Genomic DNA, 18,869 nt, shown 5'->3' on the forward strand with positions numbered 1-18,869 from the left:
AATGATTAAACAATTGTATCTAAAATGTTAACACAACAATGCCAAAAAGTTTGATATTTAACAAAAACTTCAACGTTAACAATACCTCATTGACGATTTTTCCTAATATATTTTAAGTGGAATTGTATTTTTATCAATTCGCAATGCTTTAAACAACAATATTAATAATTAAGAACCCTTTTTCTAATATTACAACAAAAATGAAAGCAAAAGCATAAATTCAATACATTATGTTTAACGAAATCTTTATTTTTGTAAAAAAAATATCAAGAATGAAAGTTAAAGAACAAGGGCTTTATCTGCCTGAATTTGAACACGACAATTGTGGTGCAGGATTTATTTGTAATTTGAATGGTATTAAGTCAAATGATATTATTCATAAAGCATTAGACATCTTAATTAAATTGGAACATCGTGGTGCCGTTAGTTCTGATGGAAGAACTGGAGATGGGGCTGGAATTTTATTCGACATTCCTCATGATTTCTTTAAGAAAGTTTGTGACTTTGAAATCCCAGAAGCGCGTGAGTATGCAGTAGGAATGGTTTTTTTACCAAAAAGCAAAAACCAGGTTTCTTTTTGTATTAATGCATTTGAGGCCACTATCAAAGACCAGAACTTAAAAGTTTTAGGTTGGAGAGATGTGCCAGTTGACGTTGAAAATTTAGGTGAAATCGCCGCAGAAAAAGAACCAACAATTAAACAAGTTTTCGTTTCTAAAAACGGACAGGATTTAACTGAAAACGAATTTAATGCAAAACTTTTTGCAGCTAGAAAAATTGCTGAACATGCCGTAAGAGGATCTAAAACTTCTGAAAGCCACATGTTTTATTTTACTAGTTTATCGACAACTACTATTATATATAAAGGTCTATTGATGCCGGAAGACATCAGCCGTTATTATATAGATTTGAAAGATCCGGACTTGGTGACGCGTTTAGCGCTTGTACACCAGCGTTTCTCTACTAATACATTCCCATCTTGGGACTTAGCGCAACCATTTAGATACATGTGTCATAATGGTGAAATCAACACACTTCGCGGAAACGTAAGCCGTATGCGTGCTCGCGAAGAGCTGATGCAGAGCGCTGTTTTTGGCGATGATATCAAAAAATTATTCCCAATTATCTTAGAAGGAAAATCAGATTCTGCTTCTATGGATATGGTAGTGGAGCTTTTATTAATGACGGGACGTTCGCTTCCAGAAGCAATGATGATGGTCGTTCCTGAAGCTTGGGAAAAACACCAGACAATGTCTCCTGAGAAAAGAGCTTTTTATGAGTACAACGCTTGCATCATGGAGCCTTGGGATGGTCCAGCTTCTATTCCGTTTACTGATGGTAACGTAATTGGAGCTTTACTAGACAGAAACGGGTTACGCCCTTCTCGTTATACCTTAACAAAAAGCGGCTTCGTAATTATGTCATCTGAAATTGGTGTATTAGACATCGATCCAGAAGATGTAATCCAGCACGGACGTTTGGAGCCAGGAAAAATGTTCTTGGTTGATATGAACGAAGGCCGTATCATCGAAGACGAAGAAGTTAAGAAAGCGATCGTTACAAAACGTCCGTACCAACAATGGGTTGAGGAAAACTTGTTACCATTAGCTAGCGTTCCTTATACCAACAACCCTACTCCTGTTGAAAAATTAGATTTCTTAACAAGACAACGTTTGTTTGGCTACACTATTGAAGATCTAAAAACTATCATCAATCCAATGGGTAGCGATGGAGCTGAAGCCATCAGTTCTATGGGTAACGATACACCTTTGGCGGTTCTTTCAGATCAGCCTCAATTGTTGTACAACTACTTCAAACAATTATTTGCTCAGGTTACTAACCCGCCATTGGATGGTATTCGTGAAGAAATTATTACTGATATCAGTTTAGCGATTGGTGGCGATTTCAATATTTTCGAAATTGAATCTAAACAATGTAAAAAATTAAAAATCCAAAATCCGGTTATCTCTAACGAGGATTTGGATAAAATCAGAAATATCGATCACGCAGATTTCAAATCGGCTACTATTTCTACTTTATACAAAATAGAAAAAGGAGTTAACGGTTTAGAGCGTGCTCTTGAAAAATGTGTTCAGGCAACTTTCAAAGCGGTTAATGAAGGATGCAACATCATCATCTTATCGGATAGAGGTGTAAGCGAACAATTAGCGCCAATTCCTATGTTATTGGCTTGTTCTTACATTCACCACTCCTTAAACATTTTGCAAGTTCGTTCTAAATTTGGAATCATCATCGAATCTGCTGAACCACGCGAACCTCATCATTTTGCTTTATTGTTCGGATATGGCGCAAGCGCCATCAACCCTTACATGGTAAACGAAATCATTCACGATCAGGTTGAAAAAGGTTTCATTACAAAAGTAAAAGCAGATTATGCAGTTGTAAACTACAACAAAGCAATTGCAAAAGGAATCGTGAAAATCATGAACAAAATTGGTATCTCTACTTTACATTCGTACAGAGCTGCTCAAATTTTCGAGATTTTAGGATTAAACAAAACATTTACCTCTAAATACTTCCCTTACACTCCATCAAGAATTGAGGGTATTGGTTTAATGGAAGTTGAAAAAGAGGTTAAAAAACGTTTCCAAAAAGCTTTCCCTAATTCAAAAATTGCAAACTTGCTTTCTCTTGAAATTGGAGGTATTTACAGATGGAGACGTGGTGGTGAAAAACACATGTTTAACCCAACCACTATTTCTAAATTACAGCAGGCAGTTCGTTTAAACAGCCCTGAAAGCTATAAAGAATATGCTAATGCTGTAAACGAGCAAAGCTCAAACTTAATGACTATTAGAGGTTTGTTTGAATTCAACAATTTGGACCCAATTTCTATTGACGAAGTAGAGCCTTGGACAGAAATTGTGAAAAAATTCAAAACCGGAGCAATGTCTTATGGTTCTATCAGCCAGGAAGCGCACGAGAACTTAGCGATTGCAATGAACAGAATTGGTGGAAAAAGTAACTCTGGAGAAGGTGGAGAAGATCCAAGACGTTTCCAGAAAGAAATTAACGGAGATTCTAGAAACTCTGCAATCAAACAAGTTGCTTCTGGACGTTTTGGAGTTTCGATCAACTATTTGACAAATGCCAAAGAAATCCAAATCAAAATGGCTCAGGGAGCAAAACCTGGTGAAGGTGGACAGTTACCTGGAGAAAAAGTAGTGCCTTGGATTGCTGAAACGAGAAACTCTACACCTTACGTAGGTTTGATTTCACCTCCGCCTCACCACGATATCTACTCTATTGAGGATTTATCTCAGTTGATCTACGATTTGAAAAATGCAAACCGTGAAGCTCGTATCAACGTGAAACTGGTTTCTGAAGTTGGAGTTGGAACTATCGCTGCCGGTGTTGCCAAAGCAAAAGCTGACGTTATCTTAATCTCTGGTTACGATGGAGGAACGGGAGCTGCTCCATTAACATCTTTACAGCACACAGGTATTCCATGGGAACTTGGTTTAGCTGAAGCACAACAAACACTTATCTTGAACGACTTAAGAAGCCGTGTAGTTTTAGAATGTGACGGACAGTTAAAAACAGGCCGTGACGTAGCGATTGCTGCTTTATTAGGTGCAGAAGAATTCGGATTTGCAACAGCTCCGCTTGTAGCTTCTGGATGTATCATGATGAGAGCTTGTCACCTGAATACTTGTCCAGTTGGTATTGCAACTCAGGATCCTGAATTGAGAAAAAATTTCAAAGGAACTCCAGAGCACGTAATCAACTTCATGTATTTCATTGCTGAAGAGTTAAGAGAAATCATGGCTCAGTTAGGTTTCAGAACTTTAAAAGAAATGGTAGGTCAGTCTCAAAAATTAAACGTAGACAAAGCTATCAAACATTATAAAGCAAATGGTTTAGATTTATCGACTATTTTATACAAACCGGAAAAAGCGAAAACGGTTCCAAATCATAATACGACAACTCAGGACCACGCTCTTGAAAATGTATTGGATTTTGACATCATCAAAGAAGCTATTCCATCTATTTATAGAAAAGAGAAAACGAGAGTTACCTTCAAAATCAAAAATACAGACCGTTCTGTAGGTGCGATTTTGAGTAACGAAATCTCAAAAATTTATGGCGCACAAGGATTACCAGCTGACACTATTTTAGTTGATTTTGAAGGTTCTGCCGGACAAAGTTTTGGTGCATTTGCAACAAACGGATTGTCATTTAAAATTCACGGAAACTGTAATGATTACTTAGGAAAAGGTCTTTCTGGAGGAAAACTAATTGTAAAAGTACCTCCTACTGCGACTTTCAACCCTGAAGACAACATCATTATCGGAAACGTTGCCCTTTACGGAGCTATTACCGGAGAGGCTTATATTAATGGTATCGCAGGAGAGCGTTTCTGTGTGAGAAACTCTGGAGCAACAGCAGTTGTAGAAGGAATTGGAGATCACGGATGCGAGTACATGACAGGTGGTACAGTAGTAGTTTTAGGAAAAACAGGAAGAAACTTCGCAGCGGGTATGAGTGGCGGTGTGGCTTATGTTTACGATCCGAACAAGAAATTCGATTCTACAGTTTGTAACATGGAAATGGTTGCATTTGATCCAATGGAAGAAGAAGATCTTACGAAACTAAGAAAACTGATCAAAAACCATTCATTGTACACCAGCAGTCCATTAGCTAAGAGAATTTTGGCAGACTGGGAAAATCAAACACAGCACTTCGTAAAAGTAATGCCAACTGATTACAAAAAAGCATTAAAACGAATTGCAGAAGAAAAACAAATAGAAGAATTAATAGCGGGATAAAAATCAATTTCAAAAAACAAAAATCAATTTCAATTACAATGGCAATATCAATGTCAATGAAAATGACTTCCTGAGCGAAGTCCAAGGATTGGAATTTGGAATTTAAAGAAATTGGAATTTAATTGAAAAGTCATGGGTAAAATAGGCGGATTTAAAGAATATAACAGAGCCGACGAAAGTAATTTAGCAGTTGCAGAACGTGTTTCGAACTACAACGAATTTACTATTCCGGTACCAAAAGATAAATTAAGAGAACAAGGATCAAGATGTATGGACTGTGGAATTCCTTTTTGCCACAGTGGTTGTCCGTTAGGAAATTTAATTCCTGACTTCAATGACATGGTGCATCAGGAAGAATGGCAGAGCGCGTTAGAGATTTTACAATCTACTAATAACTTCCCTGAATTTACAGGACGCTTATGCCCTGCTCCATGTGAGAAATCATGTGTATTAGGAATCATCAAAGATCCGGTTTCTATCGAAAACATCGAGAAAAGCATCGTAGAAAGAGGTTTCGCTGAAGGATGGATTAAACCACAGCCACCAAAATCAAGAACTGGAAAAACAGTTGCCGTTATTGGTTCAGGACCTGCAGGTCTTGCAGCAGCTCAGCAATTAAACAGAGCAGGTCACACTGTAACTGTTTTTGAAAGAGACAACGCAATTGGAGGTTTATTACGTTACGGAATTCCAAATTTCAAATTAGAAAAAGGAATCATCGACCGTCGTGTAGCGATTCTGGAAGCAGAAGGAATCACTTTCAAAACCAATGTAAATGTTGGTGTTAATTTCAGCGTTGAAGAATTAAACCAATTCGATTCTATCGTATTATGCGGAGGAGCAACTGAAAGAAGAAGCCTTCCAACCAAAGGAATCGAAAGCAAAGGAGTTGTTCAGGCAATGGATTTCTTAACACAACAAACTAAAGTTTTATACGGAGAATCAATTCCGGATCAGGTTAAAGCAACTGGAAAAGATGTTATCGTTATTGGTGGTGGAGATACTGGTTCTGACTGTATCGGTACTTCAAACAGACACGGAGCGAAATCGGTAACTAACTTTGAGATTTTGCCAAAACCTCCAGTTGGAAGAAGCGAGTCAACTCCATGGCCTTTCTGGCCGTTGCAGTTAAAAACATCTTCTTCTCACGAAGAAGGTTGCGACAGAAACTGGTTGATCAACACAAAAGAATTCATTTCTAACGATAAAGGCGAATTAACTGGATTAAAAACGGTTGAAGTAGCTTGGAAAATGACTCCAGGTCAGCGTCCTGAATTAATCGAAAAAGAAGGTTCTGAGAAAATTTGGCCTTGCGATTTAGCTTTATTGGCTCTTGGATTTACAGGTCCTGAGAAAACATTAAGCGAGCAATTAGGAATCGAAACTGACGCAAGAAGCAACTATAAAGCTCATAATTATCAGACAAATGTTCCTCATATCTTCACCGCTGGAGATATGCGTCGTGGACAATCATTAATCGTGTGGGCTATTTCAGAAGGTCGCGAAGCAGCAAGAGAGGTAGATTTGTTCCTTATGGGATCTACTAACCTGCCTACTAAAGGAAAAGGAGATTTACCAAGCCTTTAATTGTAAGGTTCTAAGATACTAAGGTGCTAAGTTTTTTTCCTAGCACTTTATTAAATCTTTATTCCGATAAACAACATAACTACTAACAAACCCTTGAATTTTATATTCAGGGGTTTTGTTTTTTTGCCACAGATTAAAAGGATTATATTGATTTTTATTTGCCACAACCCGAGCGATAGCGAACTGGCGAAGCAATTGCACAAATTTTCGCGAATTTTTATTTTTTCTAAACGTTTTCTATTTCAAACATAGCCCGTGGTTTCAACCACGGGGACGCAATAATAGGATTGCGCCCAATCCGTAACGTTTCCCGTGGTTGAAACCACGGCTATGTTATAGCATTTTTGAGAAAAATAAAAATTAAAAAATCTGATTTTAAAATATTGCCAGTGGTTTCAACACGGACGCAATAATAGGATTACGCCTCATCTGTAACGCTCCCGTGGTTGAATCACGGGCTATATTTTATGTGTTTTGAGAAAAATGAAAATTAAAAAATCTGATTTTCAAATATTGCCGTGGTTTCAAACACGGGGACGCAATAAAAGGATTACGTTCAATCCGCAACGTTTCCCGTGGTTGAAACCACGGGCTATGTTTTGAGCATTTTTGCGAAAAATAAAAAATTAAAAATTTGCGAAAATTTGTGTAATTTGTGGTTAAAAATCTTAATCTTTAGAAGAAATTGGCATTAAACCCCATTTAGTCAATATAATCTGTGGCAAAAAATCTCAGCAGCATTTTAAAAATTCGTGTAATTTGTGAAATTCGTGGCAAAAAAACTTAGCATCTTAGTATCTTAGAACCTTAGCACCTTAAAAGAGTTACAAAATTTCAAATACAACAACTTTTTGTTTAAAATAAAACAATTTGTTATATTTTGTTATTTTTCTGCATTTTATTTGCTGGTAATCAAAAGTGTAATAACTTTGCCCAAAATAAGTTTAAAAATGCAAGCAAAAGATTTACTGCAGTTAGCAGACCAATTCGGAAGTCCATTGTATGTTTACGATGCTGAAAAAATCCAATCACAGTACAACCGATTAACCAAAGCTTTCTCTAAGGTGGAGAACTTGAGAGTTAATTACGCCATGAAGGCATTGTCAAACATTGCGATTCTACAGTTATTAAAGAACATGGGGTCTGGCTTAGACACTGTATCAATTCAGGAAGTTCAGTTAGGGCTTCACGCTGGCTATGAACCCGAAAGAATTTTCTTTACACCAAACGGCGTTTCTCTAGAAGAAATCGAAGAAGTAGCCGCAATGGGTGTACAAATCAATATCGACAATTTATCTATTTTAGAGCAATTCGGAACAAAACATCCTCATATTCCGGTATGTATTCGTATCAACCCACACGTAATGGCGGGCGGAAACGCTAATATTTCTGTTGGACACATCGATAGTAAATTCGGAATTTCTGTTCACCAGATTCCACATATTTTGCGAATCGTTGAAAACACAAAAATGAGCATTGTCGGAATTCATATGCACACAGGATCTGATATTTTAGATATCGAAGTATTCTTGTATGCTGCCGAAATCCTGTTCGACACAGCTAAACATTTCAAAGATTTACAATTCTTAGATTTCGGAAGCGGATTCAAAGTGCCTTACAAAAAAGACGATATCGAAACAGACATCGAAGAATTAGGTAAAAAATTATCTAAAAGATTCAATGCTTTCTGTGCTGAATATGGTAGAGATTTGACATTGATTTTTGAACCAGGAAAATTCCTTGTATCTGAAGCAGGTCATTTCTTAGTAAAAGTAAACGTAGTAAAACAAACAACATCTACAGTTTTCGCCGGAATTGATAGTGGTTTCAACCACTTAATCCGTCCGATGTTTTACGGATCTTCACACCATATCGAAAACATCTCTAATCCAAAAGGAAAAGAGCGTTTTTACTCTGTTGTAGGATACATTTGTGAAACAGATACTTTTGCAAACAACCGCAGAATTGCAGAAATCACAGAAGGTGACATTTTAGAGTTCAGAAACGCCGGAGCATACTGTTTCTCAATGTCATCCAACTACAATTCAAGATACAAACCAGCTGAAGTTCTTTGGATGAACGGTAAGGGAATCTTAATTCGTCAAGCCGAAACATTTGAAGATTTACTTAAAAATCAAATTCCGTTGCCAGAAGAAGTTGCTGCTACGGTTTAACAATAGAAAAAAAAGGAATATCACTCTAAATCCTGCTTCTTAATTGAGGCGGGATTTTTTTTTGTTTCACGCAGATTTGGCAGATTTGAGCAGATTTTTTCTATTGATTGTCAAGCTGAGCGAAGTCGAAGTCCAAGAAAAGTAAACTCAATACTTGTTTGTATAAGCTCTGCCGACACAGATTGTCATTTCGACGAAGGAAACTCAAATGATAGCGAACAAGCGAAGATTTGCATCGTCTATTCCCTCTACTGATGCGAGAGTACCGCTTGTGAATAACACAAACAGTAATAAAAAATTCTACAAAAGCACAAATATCTTAAGATTTTGTGCTTTTTTTGTAAGACCAAATCTAATTTGATAAACCCCAAAAATCATGAAACCTACAATCCTACTATCAACACTATTACTATTATTTACAACCAATTCATTCAGCCAAACCCTAGCCGATTTAAAACTAAAACCAAAAGAAATTCCAAAAGGAGGTTATATGGTTAGCGATGGGCATGTTTGCATTACGGCGCAAGCCTGTACTTTTTACAATGATATTGAAACATACAGCAATATTGTCGGCAAAATAAAAAGCAAAGCCATTCAGAGTTTTAAAAGTAAAGGCGATAGTGGCTCTATCATGTATTTTGAGTTTGAGCACACTTTTAAAGGCGATCGATTCCTGCAAGGATTGCTTTGGGGAAAAGACGGCCAGCCAACCGATGAACATCCGGAAGAATATGTCGCCAATGGAAAATTCCTTGTTATCTGGAGCTTGCATGCCGATAGTCCGCTGAAAGAAAAATCAGAGGCTAAAATAGAGGCGCTTTTGCCTTGACCTCGATAAGTTTTCCTTTTCTGAATTTATTCAAAATAAGATATTAAAAACCTATTCAAATGAAACCACAAATACGATTCCTGCTTTATTCAACTTTGTTTTTCTTGTATATCATTTCAACATTTCTTTTGCTGCCAATACGCCAGAAATTAGAAACGGATCTATATATCACATTAGGTTGTGGTTTTGGACTTTTGAATATCATTTATGCATTCGCCATATTAAAATGGAAACCTTTACTAAATATAATTTCCTCGGTTATAATCGCAGTTTTAGCCTTATTCCTATCCCTAAAATTTTCAGAATTACATCTATTTTCCAATTATGATCCATACGATATAAAAACTGCAGTTTTGTTTAACGCATTGTTTTCAGTCGTTTTTTGGGAAATTATATATCAAATCAAAAAAAGGAGGGTATGAAATCAAAAATTAGCCTCCTGATTCTCTTTTTATTTGTAATTTCCTGTGGAAAAAAAACTGAAACGCAAACTGAAAATGCAAATACAGAAGCGAAAGAAGTTACCATTCAGAAAGTAGCACCAGAAACCAGAGAAACTCCAAATTTCGATTTTGAAAATTTTAAGATTGAAAAAGGGAAAGTTGGCGACATTACCATTGGAATGACCATGAATGAAGCTGAATCTTTCTTGAAAAATCTCAGCAAAACTGAAGCCGAAGCCTATGATTTTGGATTTGACGGCGGCGGAAAAGCGTATTTGTATTCTTTTAAAGATGAATTGGTACTTGCTCTTATTCCCAAAAGAGATTCTGATGAAATTCTAGCGATTGCTGCTTTAAACGAAAAGCTAAGAACTACGAATGGATTGCATCCGAAATCTTCTATTCAGGAAATCAAAAAACTATATCCTAAAACTCAAATCAATCAAAATTTGATGATGGGATGGGAAGTCATTTATGATGAAAAAAACGATTGGGAATTTGTTTTTATGACCACCGAAGAAAATAGAATTGGAGCTTACAACGATTTTGAAACTCCTGCGGAACCTAAAATAATGAACGCAAAATCAGACTGGATTACAATCAAATAAAAACAAACTGAGCTTACGAAATTAATCTAAAAAAACACGAAAAAACTCTTTTTATACTGTCCTTTTTATTCTTTTTCAAATAGCGTATTGTGATTAAAATATCTTCAAAATCTTTTCAATTGCCACTTTAAATCTACTATTTTAAATTCAAAATATTGATTACATACGTAAAGAATAATTGGTGGCTGAAATATATTTAAGATTGTCGTAAACAACTAGAAGGATGCATTGCAGTACTTTTCACAGCAGAATAAAGTAGTGATTTTTCATACGTATTTTTTTATATTAGCAGTCCAATTTTATCTCCGCCAAATATGAAAATTAGAATTTTACTCCTTTTAGCTTTATTTGCCTTTTCTTGTAAAAAGGAAACAAATACAGAAACCGAAAATCTACAAATTACGCCAAAAGATGCTGTAAAAATTACATCAGAAAAAGAGCCCGAAATAAAAAAGACAGACACCATTGTACTTTCGACAAAACATAAAACCAACAAAATTCTATGTGATCTTGACGGAGACAATCTAGACGAAACTGTAGAAATATTCCGAAGCACAAAAAACCAAAAAAGCGGTCTCAAAATTACGTATGGGAACGGAAAAAAGATTGATTATTTAGGTTTTGGAAATGATATTCTTCAGCAAGGTTTTGACGAAATTGACTGGGTTGGCATTTTTGAGAAAGCCCCAAAGAATGAAGTTTACTATAATAATGTAAACGAAGAAGGCGAGATTATCGGCGAAGATCAGGTCAAAGAAGAAGATAAAATAAAACTTCAACAGGACGGCATTTTTATTCATGCTGATGAAAGCTGTGGCGGAGGCGTTATTTATCTAAAAAACGGTAAATACGAATGGATTCAGCAAGAATAAAACCAGTATAACTTCTAAATATTCTGAATATGAAAAGTACCTTAGAAATTGCAAATCGTTTTAGAGAAATTATCCTAAACGGAACTTGGGTGGCCAATACCAATTACAAAGACCAGCTTGATGGGCTTGCTTGGAAAATTGCGGTAACTCCTATTCAAAATCTCAATACTATTGCGGTCTTGGCGCAACATATTCATTATTACGTAAGTGGAATAAATAATGTTTTTAAAGGAGGTGCATTAGACATAAAAGACAAATTCAGTTTTGACTTTCCTCCTATTTCCTCACAGAAAGACTGGACGAATTTTTTAGATAAATTTTGGAATGATGCCACGGAATTTGCCAATTTAGTTGAAGAAATGCCAGACGAAAAACTCAATCAGGTTTTTGTGGATGAAAAATACGGAACTTACCTAAGAAATATAGATGCCATGATTGAGCACAGTTATTACCATTTAGGTCAGATTGTGCTGATTAAAAAACTGTTGGCTTAATAAAGCAGTGCAATATCCCTCGTTTCTTTAGCGAAGCCATAAAAGATTGCAGCGGAAAGCGGGACAGCTCAGTATTATGAAATGATAGTTACTGCTGCCTAAAATAAATTTGGAGAAAGGCATAGTTGTTGAATGTTAAAAAAGATATATTTACACCTTCAAAACTAAGCCCTATGCAAAAAATTACTTTTCTGTTTGCTCTATTTTTTCTTGCTGTTTCCTGCGGCGTCAAAACTACGCAGTCTTTGCTAAGCGACGGAAATTATGATGCGGCTATTGACCGTTCTGTTGAAGCGCTGCGAACAAAAAAAGACTCAAAAGGAAAGCAGGATTACGTTTATATGCTCGAAGAAGCTTTTGCAAAAGCCAAAGAACGCGATTTAAGAAACATCGAAATGATGGAAAAAGAGCAGAATCAGGCCAACTTAAAAAGCATTTTTAATACCTATCTGCAACTCAATAATCGGCAGGAAAAAATACGTCCGATCTTGCCGCTTCGTTTATTAAAACAAGGAAGAGATGCCAGTTTTGCTTTCGATAATTATTCGGACCAGATTGTAAAAAGCAAAAATGCATTTGCAAAATATTTGTACGATAACGCTCAGGTACTCTTAAAATCAAAAAACAAACTTGATTATAGAAAAGCCTATGATGATTTGGCTTATTTGGAAAATCTGATTCCGAACTACAAGGACGCTAAAAAACTCATGGATAATGCGCTGGCTAAAGGAACAGATTATGTAGACGTTTACGCCACCAATCAAACCGATTTGGTGATTCCGAGAATGTTGCAGGAAGATTTGCTAGATTTTAAAACTTACGGGCTAAACGACAAATGGACAGTTTATCATAGTGCAAGACAAAAAAACATAGTTTACGATTACAGCTTGATTATCAATTTTGTACAAATTGCTATTTCGCCAGAACAAATTAAGGAACGTGAGTTTGTTAAAGAAAAACAAGTAAAAGACGGCTTAAAAACACTTTTAGACAGTCGTGGAAGACCCGTGAAAGACAGTTTAGGAAAAGAAATAAAAGTAGACAATTACAAAACATTGCGAGCCAATGTCTACGAATCAAGACAGTTCAAATCGTGCTTCGTATCGGCAAAAGTCGATTATGTGGATCTAAAAACCAATCAGTTGGTGCAGACTTTTCCCGTAACAAGCGAATATGTCTTTGAGAATATTTACTCAACTTACAAAGGAGACCGAAGCGCTTGCGACCAAGATTATCTAGGATATTTCAACAAACGCTCTGTCGCTTTTCCAAACAACGAACAAATGATTTTTGATACGGGCGAAGATCTAAAAGCCAAACTCAAAGACATTATCGTTCGCAATCAGATCAGGAGATAAAAATACCAAATCCCATTTGTATAGAAGCAAATGGGATTTTTTTTGGGCGTGTCCTTTCGGGTCGGGCTATCCTGTGCAAGTCCTCGTATTCCTTTGTCAGACTGCGGACTTCCACTCCTATTCCTCACGCATTCAGTTCCATAAGCTCATTTTTTTCTTTTATTAATTTTAAAAAAAGTAAATAAAATTAAAATGCAACCAAAAAGTTGCTTATATTTGCAACCTATTAGTTGCACAATTATATAAAAACAATGAAGCGAGATATTTTTCAGGCTATAGCCGATCCGACCCGAAGAGCGATTTTGGTATTAGTGGCATCCAATGCACTGACTCCAAATGCCATTGCCGAACAATTTAAAATAACTAGACAGGCGGTTTCAAAACACATTAAAATTTTAAACGAATGTGAATTGCTTGACGAAAAAAAGGCAGGACGCGAAATTTATTATCAGCTTAAAATAGACAAAATGAAAGAAATTGATCAATGGCTGGAACAGTTTAAAAAGATTTGGGAACAGCGTTTTAGTCAATTGGATCAGGTATTATTAAACTTAAAATCTAAAGAAAATGGGAAATAATCTTATAATGAATTTTTCGGTTGATAAAGAAAATAAAAAGGTGAACATTACACGTGAATTTGATGCACCGCTTTCAGATGTTTGGTCGGCGTGGACAGAACAAGAAATTCTTGATCAGTGGTGGGCGCCGGCTCCGTTTAAATCGGAAACTAAAATAATGGAATTTAAAGAAGGCGGAAAAAGACTTTACGCTATGATTGGCCCAGATGGCCAGAAACGTTGGAGTTTTTTTGAATACAGTTCGATTTCTCCGAAGACAAATTTTAAACATTCGACTACTTTTTGCGATGCCGACGGAAATCCGAATTCAGAATTTGGAAGTTCTTATTGGGATATCAGTTTCTTGGAAAAAGGTGATTTGACTCTAGTTGACATCACAATTAAACGTGACAGTTTGGAAGAATTGGAAAAAATTATAGAAATGGGCTTTAAAGAAGGAATTACAGCCACGATGAAAAGCTTGGATAAAATTTTTGAAGACAAAAAGAAATAAAGTTAACCCGTGAAATAGAATAAAGTAGCTTCATTCAAAAATTAAAATCAAATTTGATCTGCTAAAATTTGCGTGAAATTCTTTTGCTTATTGTTTTTCACGCAGATTCAAACTGATTAAAGCAGATTTAGACAGATTTATATCTAAGCTGATTTAATAGAATTGAAAAAAAATAATTTCACGCAACAGGCTAAAGTTAGTAACGAACCTAAAATAACAAGACTATGAAAAATAATCTTTTAATGGATTTTACCGTAAACAAAGAAACAAGTACGGTACATGTAAAACGTGAATTTAATGCTGATCTTTCGGCAGTTTGGTCCGCTTGGACAGAACAAGAAATTTTAGACCAATGGTGGGCACCCGCTCCTTGGAAATCAAGAACGAAAAGCATGGAATTTAAAGAGGGCGGACGCAGATTGTATGCAATGGTAGGCCCAGAAGGTGAAGAACATTGGGCGTTAGCCGATTTTACCTCAATCAGTCCAAAGACAAATTTTAAATGGTTGGATGCCTTTTGCGACAGCGAAGGAAATATAAACACCGAATTTCCGCGTTCTGACTGGGATGTGACGTTCTCAGAACAAGGCACTTCAACTTTTGTGAATGTAGTAATCAAACACGATAAACTGTCAGATTTAGAAATGACGATTCAGATGGGCTTCAAAGAAGGTTTTACCATTGCACTGGAAGGTTTGGACAGCATTTTTGCATCGAGATAAAATATTTATTTATACAGTTTTTTAATCCTGCTTTGCGCAGGATTTTTTTGTATTTTTCGAATGAAAAAAACAATTTCAAATTACCAAAAATTTACTACTAACCATCAATAAACTAAATGAAAAAACCAATAAGCCTGTTATTCTTTCTTATAGTTTTTAGCAATTATGCTCAAGTTAAACTTGAAAATAAAGATTTAAAAAATCTAATTGCCATAAGCGAAAAATATTCTCAAAACCCAAATGCAAGTGGAGAACAATTTGCAAAGTCGATAGATTCATTAAAAACGCCAAAACTAAATTCTATTTGCGAAACTTTGATTGAAGTCGGAAAAGGGAGCGAATCGCTTATTTCTAAAAAATATCTTTCTAGACCCAATAATGAAGAACTCGTTTTATGGTATGTAATTCGTGAAATTCATTATAATCTAGTAAGCGAAAAACAAAAACCTAGACCAAATATCGAAGTGGCAAAAGAAATATTGTCGCAGAAAATTGATGAGCGCTGGCTTTTAGACAATTACTATTACAGAATACATGGCGGAATTGCATCTTTATTTAACAACGCCGATCTGAGTTCAAAAAACATAAATATTGACGAATTAGGTCTTAAAAACGAAACTGAGAAATGCATATTTTATTTCAATACGATGAATTCTTTAGTAGGAGGACGTTTTAAAGTACTTTTGATGCTCAAGAAATACGATAAAATTTTAGCCTTTTCTGAAAAGCTGCCTACTTTTAATGGTAAAAAATACTACTACCATACTGATCTTGATTTTGATGATTTTGAATGGACGGGTTATGAAGAAAGCAAATCTTACAGTAAAGTAAATTTTGATAATTTATACCACGTACTTCTTGCTCAGTTTATGGCTCTTTCAGAATTAAAAGATAAAAAGGAGGCGCAGGAACTCTATTTTAACTCCATTCTTCACAAAGAAAAATATTTTAAATATGCTACCGCAAAAGATGATTTACAGTATATCTATCTTAAATCAAAATAATGGAATTTCTCATTGCTATTGAAAATTTTGAAATCCCGCTTCAATAATGAAATGGGATTTCCTTATGCAAATTTCATTTTCCATTTTCAAAAAATCATTATTTTAAGCAATACCAAAAATAATTAACCCTTAAATCAAAATGCTAAAAAAACTACTTCCGTTTGAACGTCTAATATATCATTCTTCATTAAACAGACAAGAACTTACAGCACATCTTGAGAATGAAATCGAGCCAGAAAAATCATTTAGTTTTGGATTCAACAATCCTTATACTAAACCTTATCTTGGGAGAGTTTACGATTCTAGATTCGAAATAAAAAAAAATATTACCTACAGAAATTCTTTTTTACCACTTATAAAAGGAGAAATCAGAGAAGACCTAAATGGCACCAAGATAAATGTAAAAATGCAACTGCACACTTTCGTAAAAGTTTTTATGATTGTCTGGCTTGGCGGTGTTTCTCTAGCATTATTAGGAGTGATTTTTACTGTTATGTTTAGTAATGAGTCTGCATTAGAAGCCCTACCTGGATTATTAATTCCGTTGGGAATGTTACTTTTTGGTACTGCAATGGTTTCTTTTGGATTTAAGGCAGAAAGCAAAAAAAGCATTCAGGATTTAGAGCAAATTTTACAAGCAAAAATAATTTCGCAATAATCTAAAACTGACCTAGAGAACCTTACGTTCTTAAATCAAGTATTTATTTAAAATCTAATTTAAAAACCATTTTACCTCAACATGAAGTATATCCTATTATTTATCAGCCTCATAACTTTGAATTCTTGCAATACCAATGGACAAACTGCTGATAGTTTTGCACAAGAAATTGTAGACAACATCAAAAATAAAAATGCTGAAAAAATATACGCTCTCTTTATGACGCCACAAGAAACTGCTCTCTATGGTTTTCAAACAAGTGCAATAAGTACTGAAGAAATGGATAATATGAGCTCGCCTGATGAGTACATACAAATCATTACCGAAAAAGTAAATAAAAATAAAGCATTCGAAATCAAGACAATCAATCAATATATCGCACATTTTAATACGCTATTCGATTGGCAGAAAGCAAAAATTACGAAAATCGAATCTAATCTGCTAGAAAGCAAAAAAGTGCACCACTTTAAAGACAGATCCGAAGCTGAATGCGAAATTTACGATTTAACGATTACTCTAAAATTGGAAGACAATAAAGAACGCATTATTAAAATAAAGAAGGCAATGAAATTAGCTGGTCGATGGTTAATTTTTCCCATTCACAGCTTTGGCATAGAAGTTCCAGAATAGTTTTTTTAATCAATACTGAAAAGGAAACAATTGAAACTAAAATTAGTCCTGATTAAAAAGTAAATCAGGACTGATTTTAGTTATCCCAACCATCCTTCTCTATCTAAACTTCGATACTGAATTGCCTCTGCAATATGGGAAGAAACAATATTTTCAGAATGATCTAAATCGGCGATTGTTCTCGAAACTTTTAGAATTCTATCATAAGCGCGGGCAGAAAGATTGAGTCTTTCCATTGCTGTTTTCAGTAATTCCTTAGACTGTTCGTCTAAAACGCAATAATCACGAATGAGTTTACTGCTCATTTGAGCATTGTAATGCACATTTTCGATATCCTGAAATCTGCGTGTCTGAATTTCACGCGCCGCCGTTACTCTTTTACGGATTTCGATGCTGCTTTCTGCTTTTCGGTCATCGGCAAGTTTCTCGAACGGAACAGGAGTCACTTCGATATGAATATCAATTCGGTCTAATAACGGACCCGAAATTTTGCTCATATACCGCTGCATTTCATGTGGAGACGAAGTATTGGGCATACTCGGATCATTAAAAAAACCGCTCGGACTCGGATTCATACTCGCGACCAACATAAAAGAAGACGGATACGTAATCGTAAATTTTGCACGAGAAATGGTTACTTCACGATCTTCTAAAGGTTGACGCATGACTTCTAAAACATCACGCTTGAATTCGGGCAATTCATCTAAAAACAAAACACCATTGTGCGCCATCGAAATTTCACCCGGCTGCGGATAACTCCCCCCGCCTACCAATGCAACATTCGAAATAGTGTGATGCGGACTTCGAAACGGTCTTTGATTCATTAATCCGACCTCTTTTAATTTTCCGGCTACGCTGTGAATTTTGGTAGTTTCAAGTGCTTCACGCAGAGTCATTGGAGGCAAAATACTCGGAACACGTTTTGCGAGCATCGTTTTTCCCGCTCCAGGAGGACCGATTAAAATAATGTTATGGCCGCCAGCTGCCGCAATTTCCATACAGCGTTTGATGCTCTCTTGTCCGCGGACATCTGAAAAATCAAATTCGGGAAAATCTAGCGTTTTATAAAATTCGGATCGTGTATCTATAACGGTTGGTTTCAGCGTATCTTTTCCGGCAAAAAAATCTATTATTTCCTTTAGATTGCTTACTCCATAAACATCAAGCCCTGCTACAATAGCCGCTTCTTTTACATTTTGAATGGGAAGAAAAAAACCTTTATACCCTTCTTCTTTCGCTTTTATAGCAATCGGCAACGCACCGCGAATAGGCTGTAAACTTCCGTCAAGCGAAAGTTCGCCCATAATAATATACTGTTCAATTTCAGGCGCTTTTATCTGTTCAGAACCCACTAAGATTCCCATTGTCAATGTCAAATCATACGAAGAACCTTCTTTTCTAAGATCGGCAGGCGCCATATTGATGGTGATTCTTTTTCCCGGCATCGCATAACCGTTATTTTTAAGCGCAGCCGCAATTCTAAAACTGCTTTCCTTAATCGCATTATCTGGAAGACCAACCAAATGGTACCCGATTCCTTTATCCATATGGACTTCTACTGTAATAGTAGTCGCCTCTACTCCAAAAACAGCACTTCCGTAAACTTTTGTAAGCATAAAAACCTATTCA

General features: G+C 35.8%; 15 protein-coding genes. 14 read left to right on the top strand and 1 reads right to left on the bottom strand.

The window, feature by feature from the left end:
* The first annotated feature begins 272 nt into the window (after positions 1 to 272).
* From gltB to E0W73_RS05725, 14 genes are all read left to right on the top strand, one after another.
* Complete coding sequence (gene gltB, locus E0W73_RS05655; RefSeq protein ID WP_135221117.1) at positions 273 to 4,790, top strand: glutamate synthase large subunit; 4,518 nt, start codon at positions 273 to 275, stop codon at positions 4,788 to 4,790.
* A 132-nt stretch (positions 4,791 to 4,922) separates the two neighbouring features.
* Complete coding sequence (locus tag E0W73_RS05660; protein WP_135221118.1) at positions 4,923 to 6,377, top strand: glutamate synthase subunit beta; 1,455 nt, start codon at positions 4,923 to 4,925, stop codon at positions 6,375 to 6,377.
* Positions 6,378 to 7,327: 950 nt separating this feature from the next.
* Positions 7,328 to 8,551 carry a diaminopimelate decarboxylase gene (gene lysA / locus E0W73_RS05665; protein WP_135221119.1) on the top strand — a complete coding sequence of 408 codons (1,224 nt, stop codon included), beginning with the start codon at positions 7,328 to 7,330 and terminating at the stop codon, positions 8,549 to 8,551.
* Positions 8,552 to 8,927: 376 nt separating this feature from the next.
* Entirely contained in the window at positions 8,928 to 9,380 is a 453-nt protein-coding gene (locus E0W73_RS05670; RefSeq protein ID WP_135221120.1) for a hypothetical protein, read from the top strand.
* 418 nt (positions 9,381 to 9,798) lie between these two features.
* Positions 9,799 to 10,431, top strand: coding sequence for a hypothetical protein (locus E0W73_RS05680; RefSeq protein WP_135221122.1), 633 nt, complete (start codon positions 9,799 to 9,801; stop codon positions 10,429 to 10,431).
* A gap of 314 nt (positions 10,432 to 10,745) precedes the next feature.
* Positions 10,746 to 11,303 carry a hypothetical protein gene (locus tag E0W73_RS05685; protein ID WP_135221123.1) on the top strand — a complete coding sequence of 186 codons (558 nt, stop codon included), beginning with the start codon at positions 10,746 to 10,748 and terminating at the stop codon, positions 11,301 to 11,303.
* Positions 11,304 to 11,332: 29 nt separating this feature from the next.
* Positions 11,333 to 11,797, top strand: coding sequence for a DUF1572 family protein (locus E0W73_RS05690; RefSeq protein ID WP_135221124.1), 465 nt, complete (start codon positions 11,333 to 11,335; stop codon positions 11,795 to 11,797).
* Positions 11,798 to 11,970: 173 nt separating this feature from the next.
* Entirely contained in the window at positions 11,971 to 13,155 is a 1,185-nt protein-coding gene (locus tag E0W73_RS05695) for a hypothetical protein (protein WP_135221125.1), read from the top strand.
* Between the two features lie 251 nt (positions 13,156 to 13,406).
* A complete protein-coding gene (locus E0W73_RS05700; RefSeq protein WP_135221126.1) occupies positions 13,407 to 13,733 on the top strand; it encodes an ArsR/SmtB family transcription factor in 327 nt (108 codons plus the stop codon).
* Positions 13,723 to 14,226, top strand: a complete 504-nt coding sequence (locus E0W73_RS05705) for an SRPBCC family protein (protein WP_135221127.1) — start codon at positions 13,723 to 13,725, stop codon at positions 14,224 to 14,226. Before E0W73_RS05700 ends, E0W73_RS05705 begins: the two co-directional genes overlap by 11 nt.
* A 224-nt stretch (positions 14,227 to 14,450) precedes the next feature.
* Positions 14,451 to 14,948 carry an SRPBCC family protein gene (locus E0W73_RS05710; RefSeq protein WP_135221128.1) on the top strand — a complete coding sequence of 166 codons (498 nt, stop codon included), beginning with the start codon at positions 14,451 to 14,453 and terminating at the stop codon, positions 14,946 to 14,948.
* 116 nt (positions 14,949 to 15,064) lie between these two features.
* Complete coding sequence (locus tag E0W73_RS05715; protein WP_135221129.1) at positions 15,065 to 15,952, top strand: hypothetical protein; 888 nt, start codon at positions 15,065 to 15,067, stop codon at positions 15,950 to 15,952.
* Positions 15,953 to 16,091: 139 nt separating this feature from the next.
* Entirely contained in the window at positions 16,092 to 16,610 is a 519-nt protein-coding gene (locus tag E0W73_RS05720; RefSeq protein WP_135221130.1) for a hypothetical protein, read from the top strand.
* An 81-nt stretch (positions 16,611 to 16,691) separates the two neighbouring features.
* Positions 16,692 to 17,240, top strand: coding sequence for a hypothetical protein (locus tag E0W73_RS05725; protein WP_135221131.1), 549 nt, complete (start codon positions 16,692 to 16,694; stop codon positions 17,238 to 17,240).
* A gap of 80 nt (positions 17,241 to 17,320) precedes the next feature.
* Here the strand turns inward: E0W73_RS05725 and E0W73_RS05730 are convergent, their stop codons facing one another.
* The gene (locus E0W73_RS05730; RefSeq protein WP_135221132.1) at positions 17,321 to 18,856 is read right to left on the bottom strand and encodes a YifB family Mg chelatase-like AAA ATPase; all 1,536 of its coding nucleotides are present in this window, start codon (positions 18,854 to 18,856) and stop codon (positions 17,321 to 17,323) included.
* Positions 18,857 to 18,869 lie beyond the last annotated feature (13 nt).

The organism is Flavobacterium foetidum (assembly GCF_004634245.1).
In the GTDB taxonomy this organism is placed as follows: Bacteria; Bacteroidota; Bacteroidia; order Flavobacteriales; family Flavobacteriaceae; genus Flavobacterium; species Flavobacterium foetidum.

Bases quoted from the DNA above. Each gene is read 5' to 3' on its own strand.
- E0W73_RS05685 (WP_135221123.1), top strand. From the start codon at position 10,746: ATGAAAATTAGAATTTTACTCCTTTTAGCTTTATTTGCCTTTTCTTGT.
- E0W73_RS05700 (WP_135221126.1), top strand. From the start codon at position 13,407: ATGAAGCGAGATATTTTTCAGGCTATAGCCGATCCGACCCGAAGAGCG.
- gltB (WP_135221117.1), top strand. From the start codon at position 273: ATGAAAGTTAAAGAACAAGGGCTTTATCTGCCTGAATTTGAACACGAC.
- E0W73_RS05690 (WP_135221124.1), top strand. From the start codon at position 11,333: ATGAAAAGTACCTTAGAAATTGCAAATCGTTTTAGAGAAATTATCCTA.
- E0W73_RS05680 (WP_135221122.1), top strand. From the start codon at position 9,799: ATGAAATCAAAAATTAGCCTCCTGATTCTCTTTTTATTTGTAATTTCC.
- E0W73_RS05660 (WP_135221118.1), top strand. From the start codon at position 4,923: ATGGGTAAAATAGGCGGATTTAAAGAATATAACAGAGCCGACGAAAGT.
- E0W73_RS05730 (WP_135221132.1), bottom strand. From the start codon at position 18,856: ATGCTTACAAAAGTTTACGGAAGTGCTGTTTTTGGAGTAGAGGCGACT.
- E0W73_RS05715 (WP_135221129.1), top strand. From the start codon at position 15,065: ATGAAAAAACCAATAAGCCTGTTATTCTTTCTTATAGTTTTTAGCAAT.
- E0W73_RS05695 (WP_135221125.1), top strand. From the start codon at position 11,971: ATGCAAAAAATTACTTTTCTGTTTGCTCTATTTTTTCTTGCTGTTTCC.
- lysA (WP_135221119.1), top strand. From the start codon at position 7,328: ATGCAAGCAAAAGATTTACTGCAGTTAGCAGACCAATTCGGAAGTCCA.
- E0W73_RS05720 (WP_135221130.1), top strand. From the start codon at position 16,092: ATGCTAAAAAAACTACTTCCGTTTGAACGTCTAATATATCATTCTTCA.
- E0W73_RS05670 (WP_135221120.1), top strand. From the start codon at position 8,928: ATGAAACCTACAATCCTACTATCAACACTATTACTATTATTTACAACC.
- E0W73_RS05705 (WP_135221127.1), top strand. From the start codon at position 13,723: ATGGGAAATAATCTTATAATGAATTTTTCGGTTGATAAAGAAAATAAA.
- E0W73_RS05710 (WP_135221128.1), top strand. From the start codon at position 14,451: ATGAAAAATAATCTTTTAATGGATTTTACCGTAAACAAAGAAACAAGT.
- E0W73_RS05725 (WP_135221131.1), top strand. From the start codon at position 16,692: ATGAAGTATATCCTATTATTTATCAGCCTCATAACTTTGAATTCTTGC.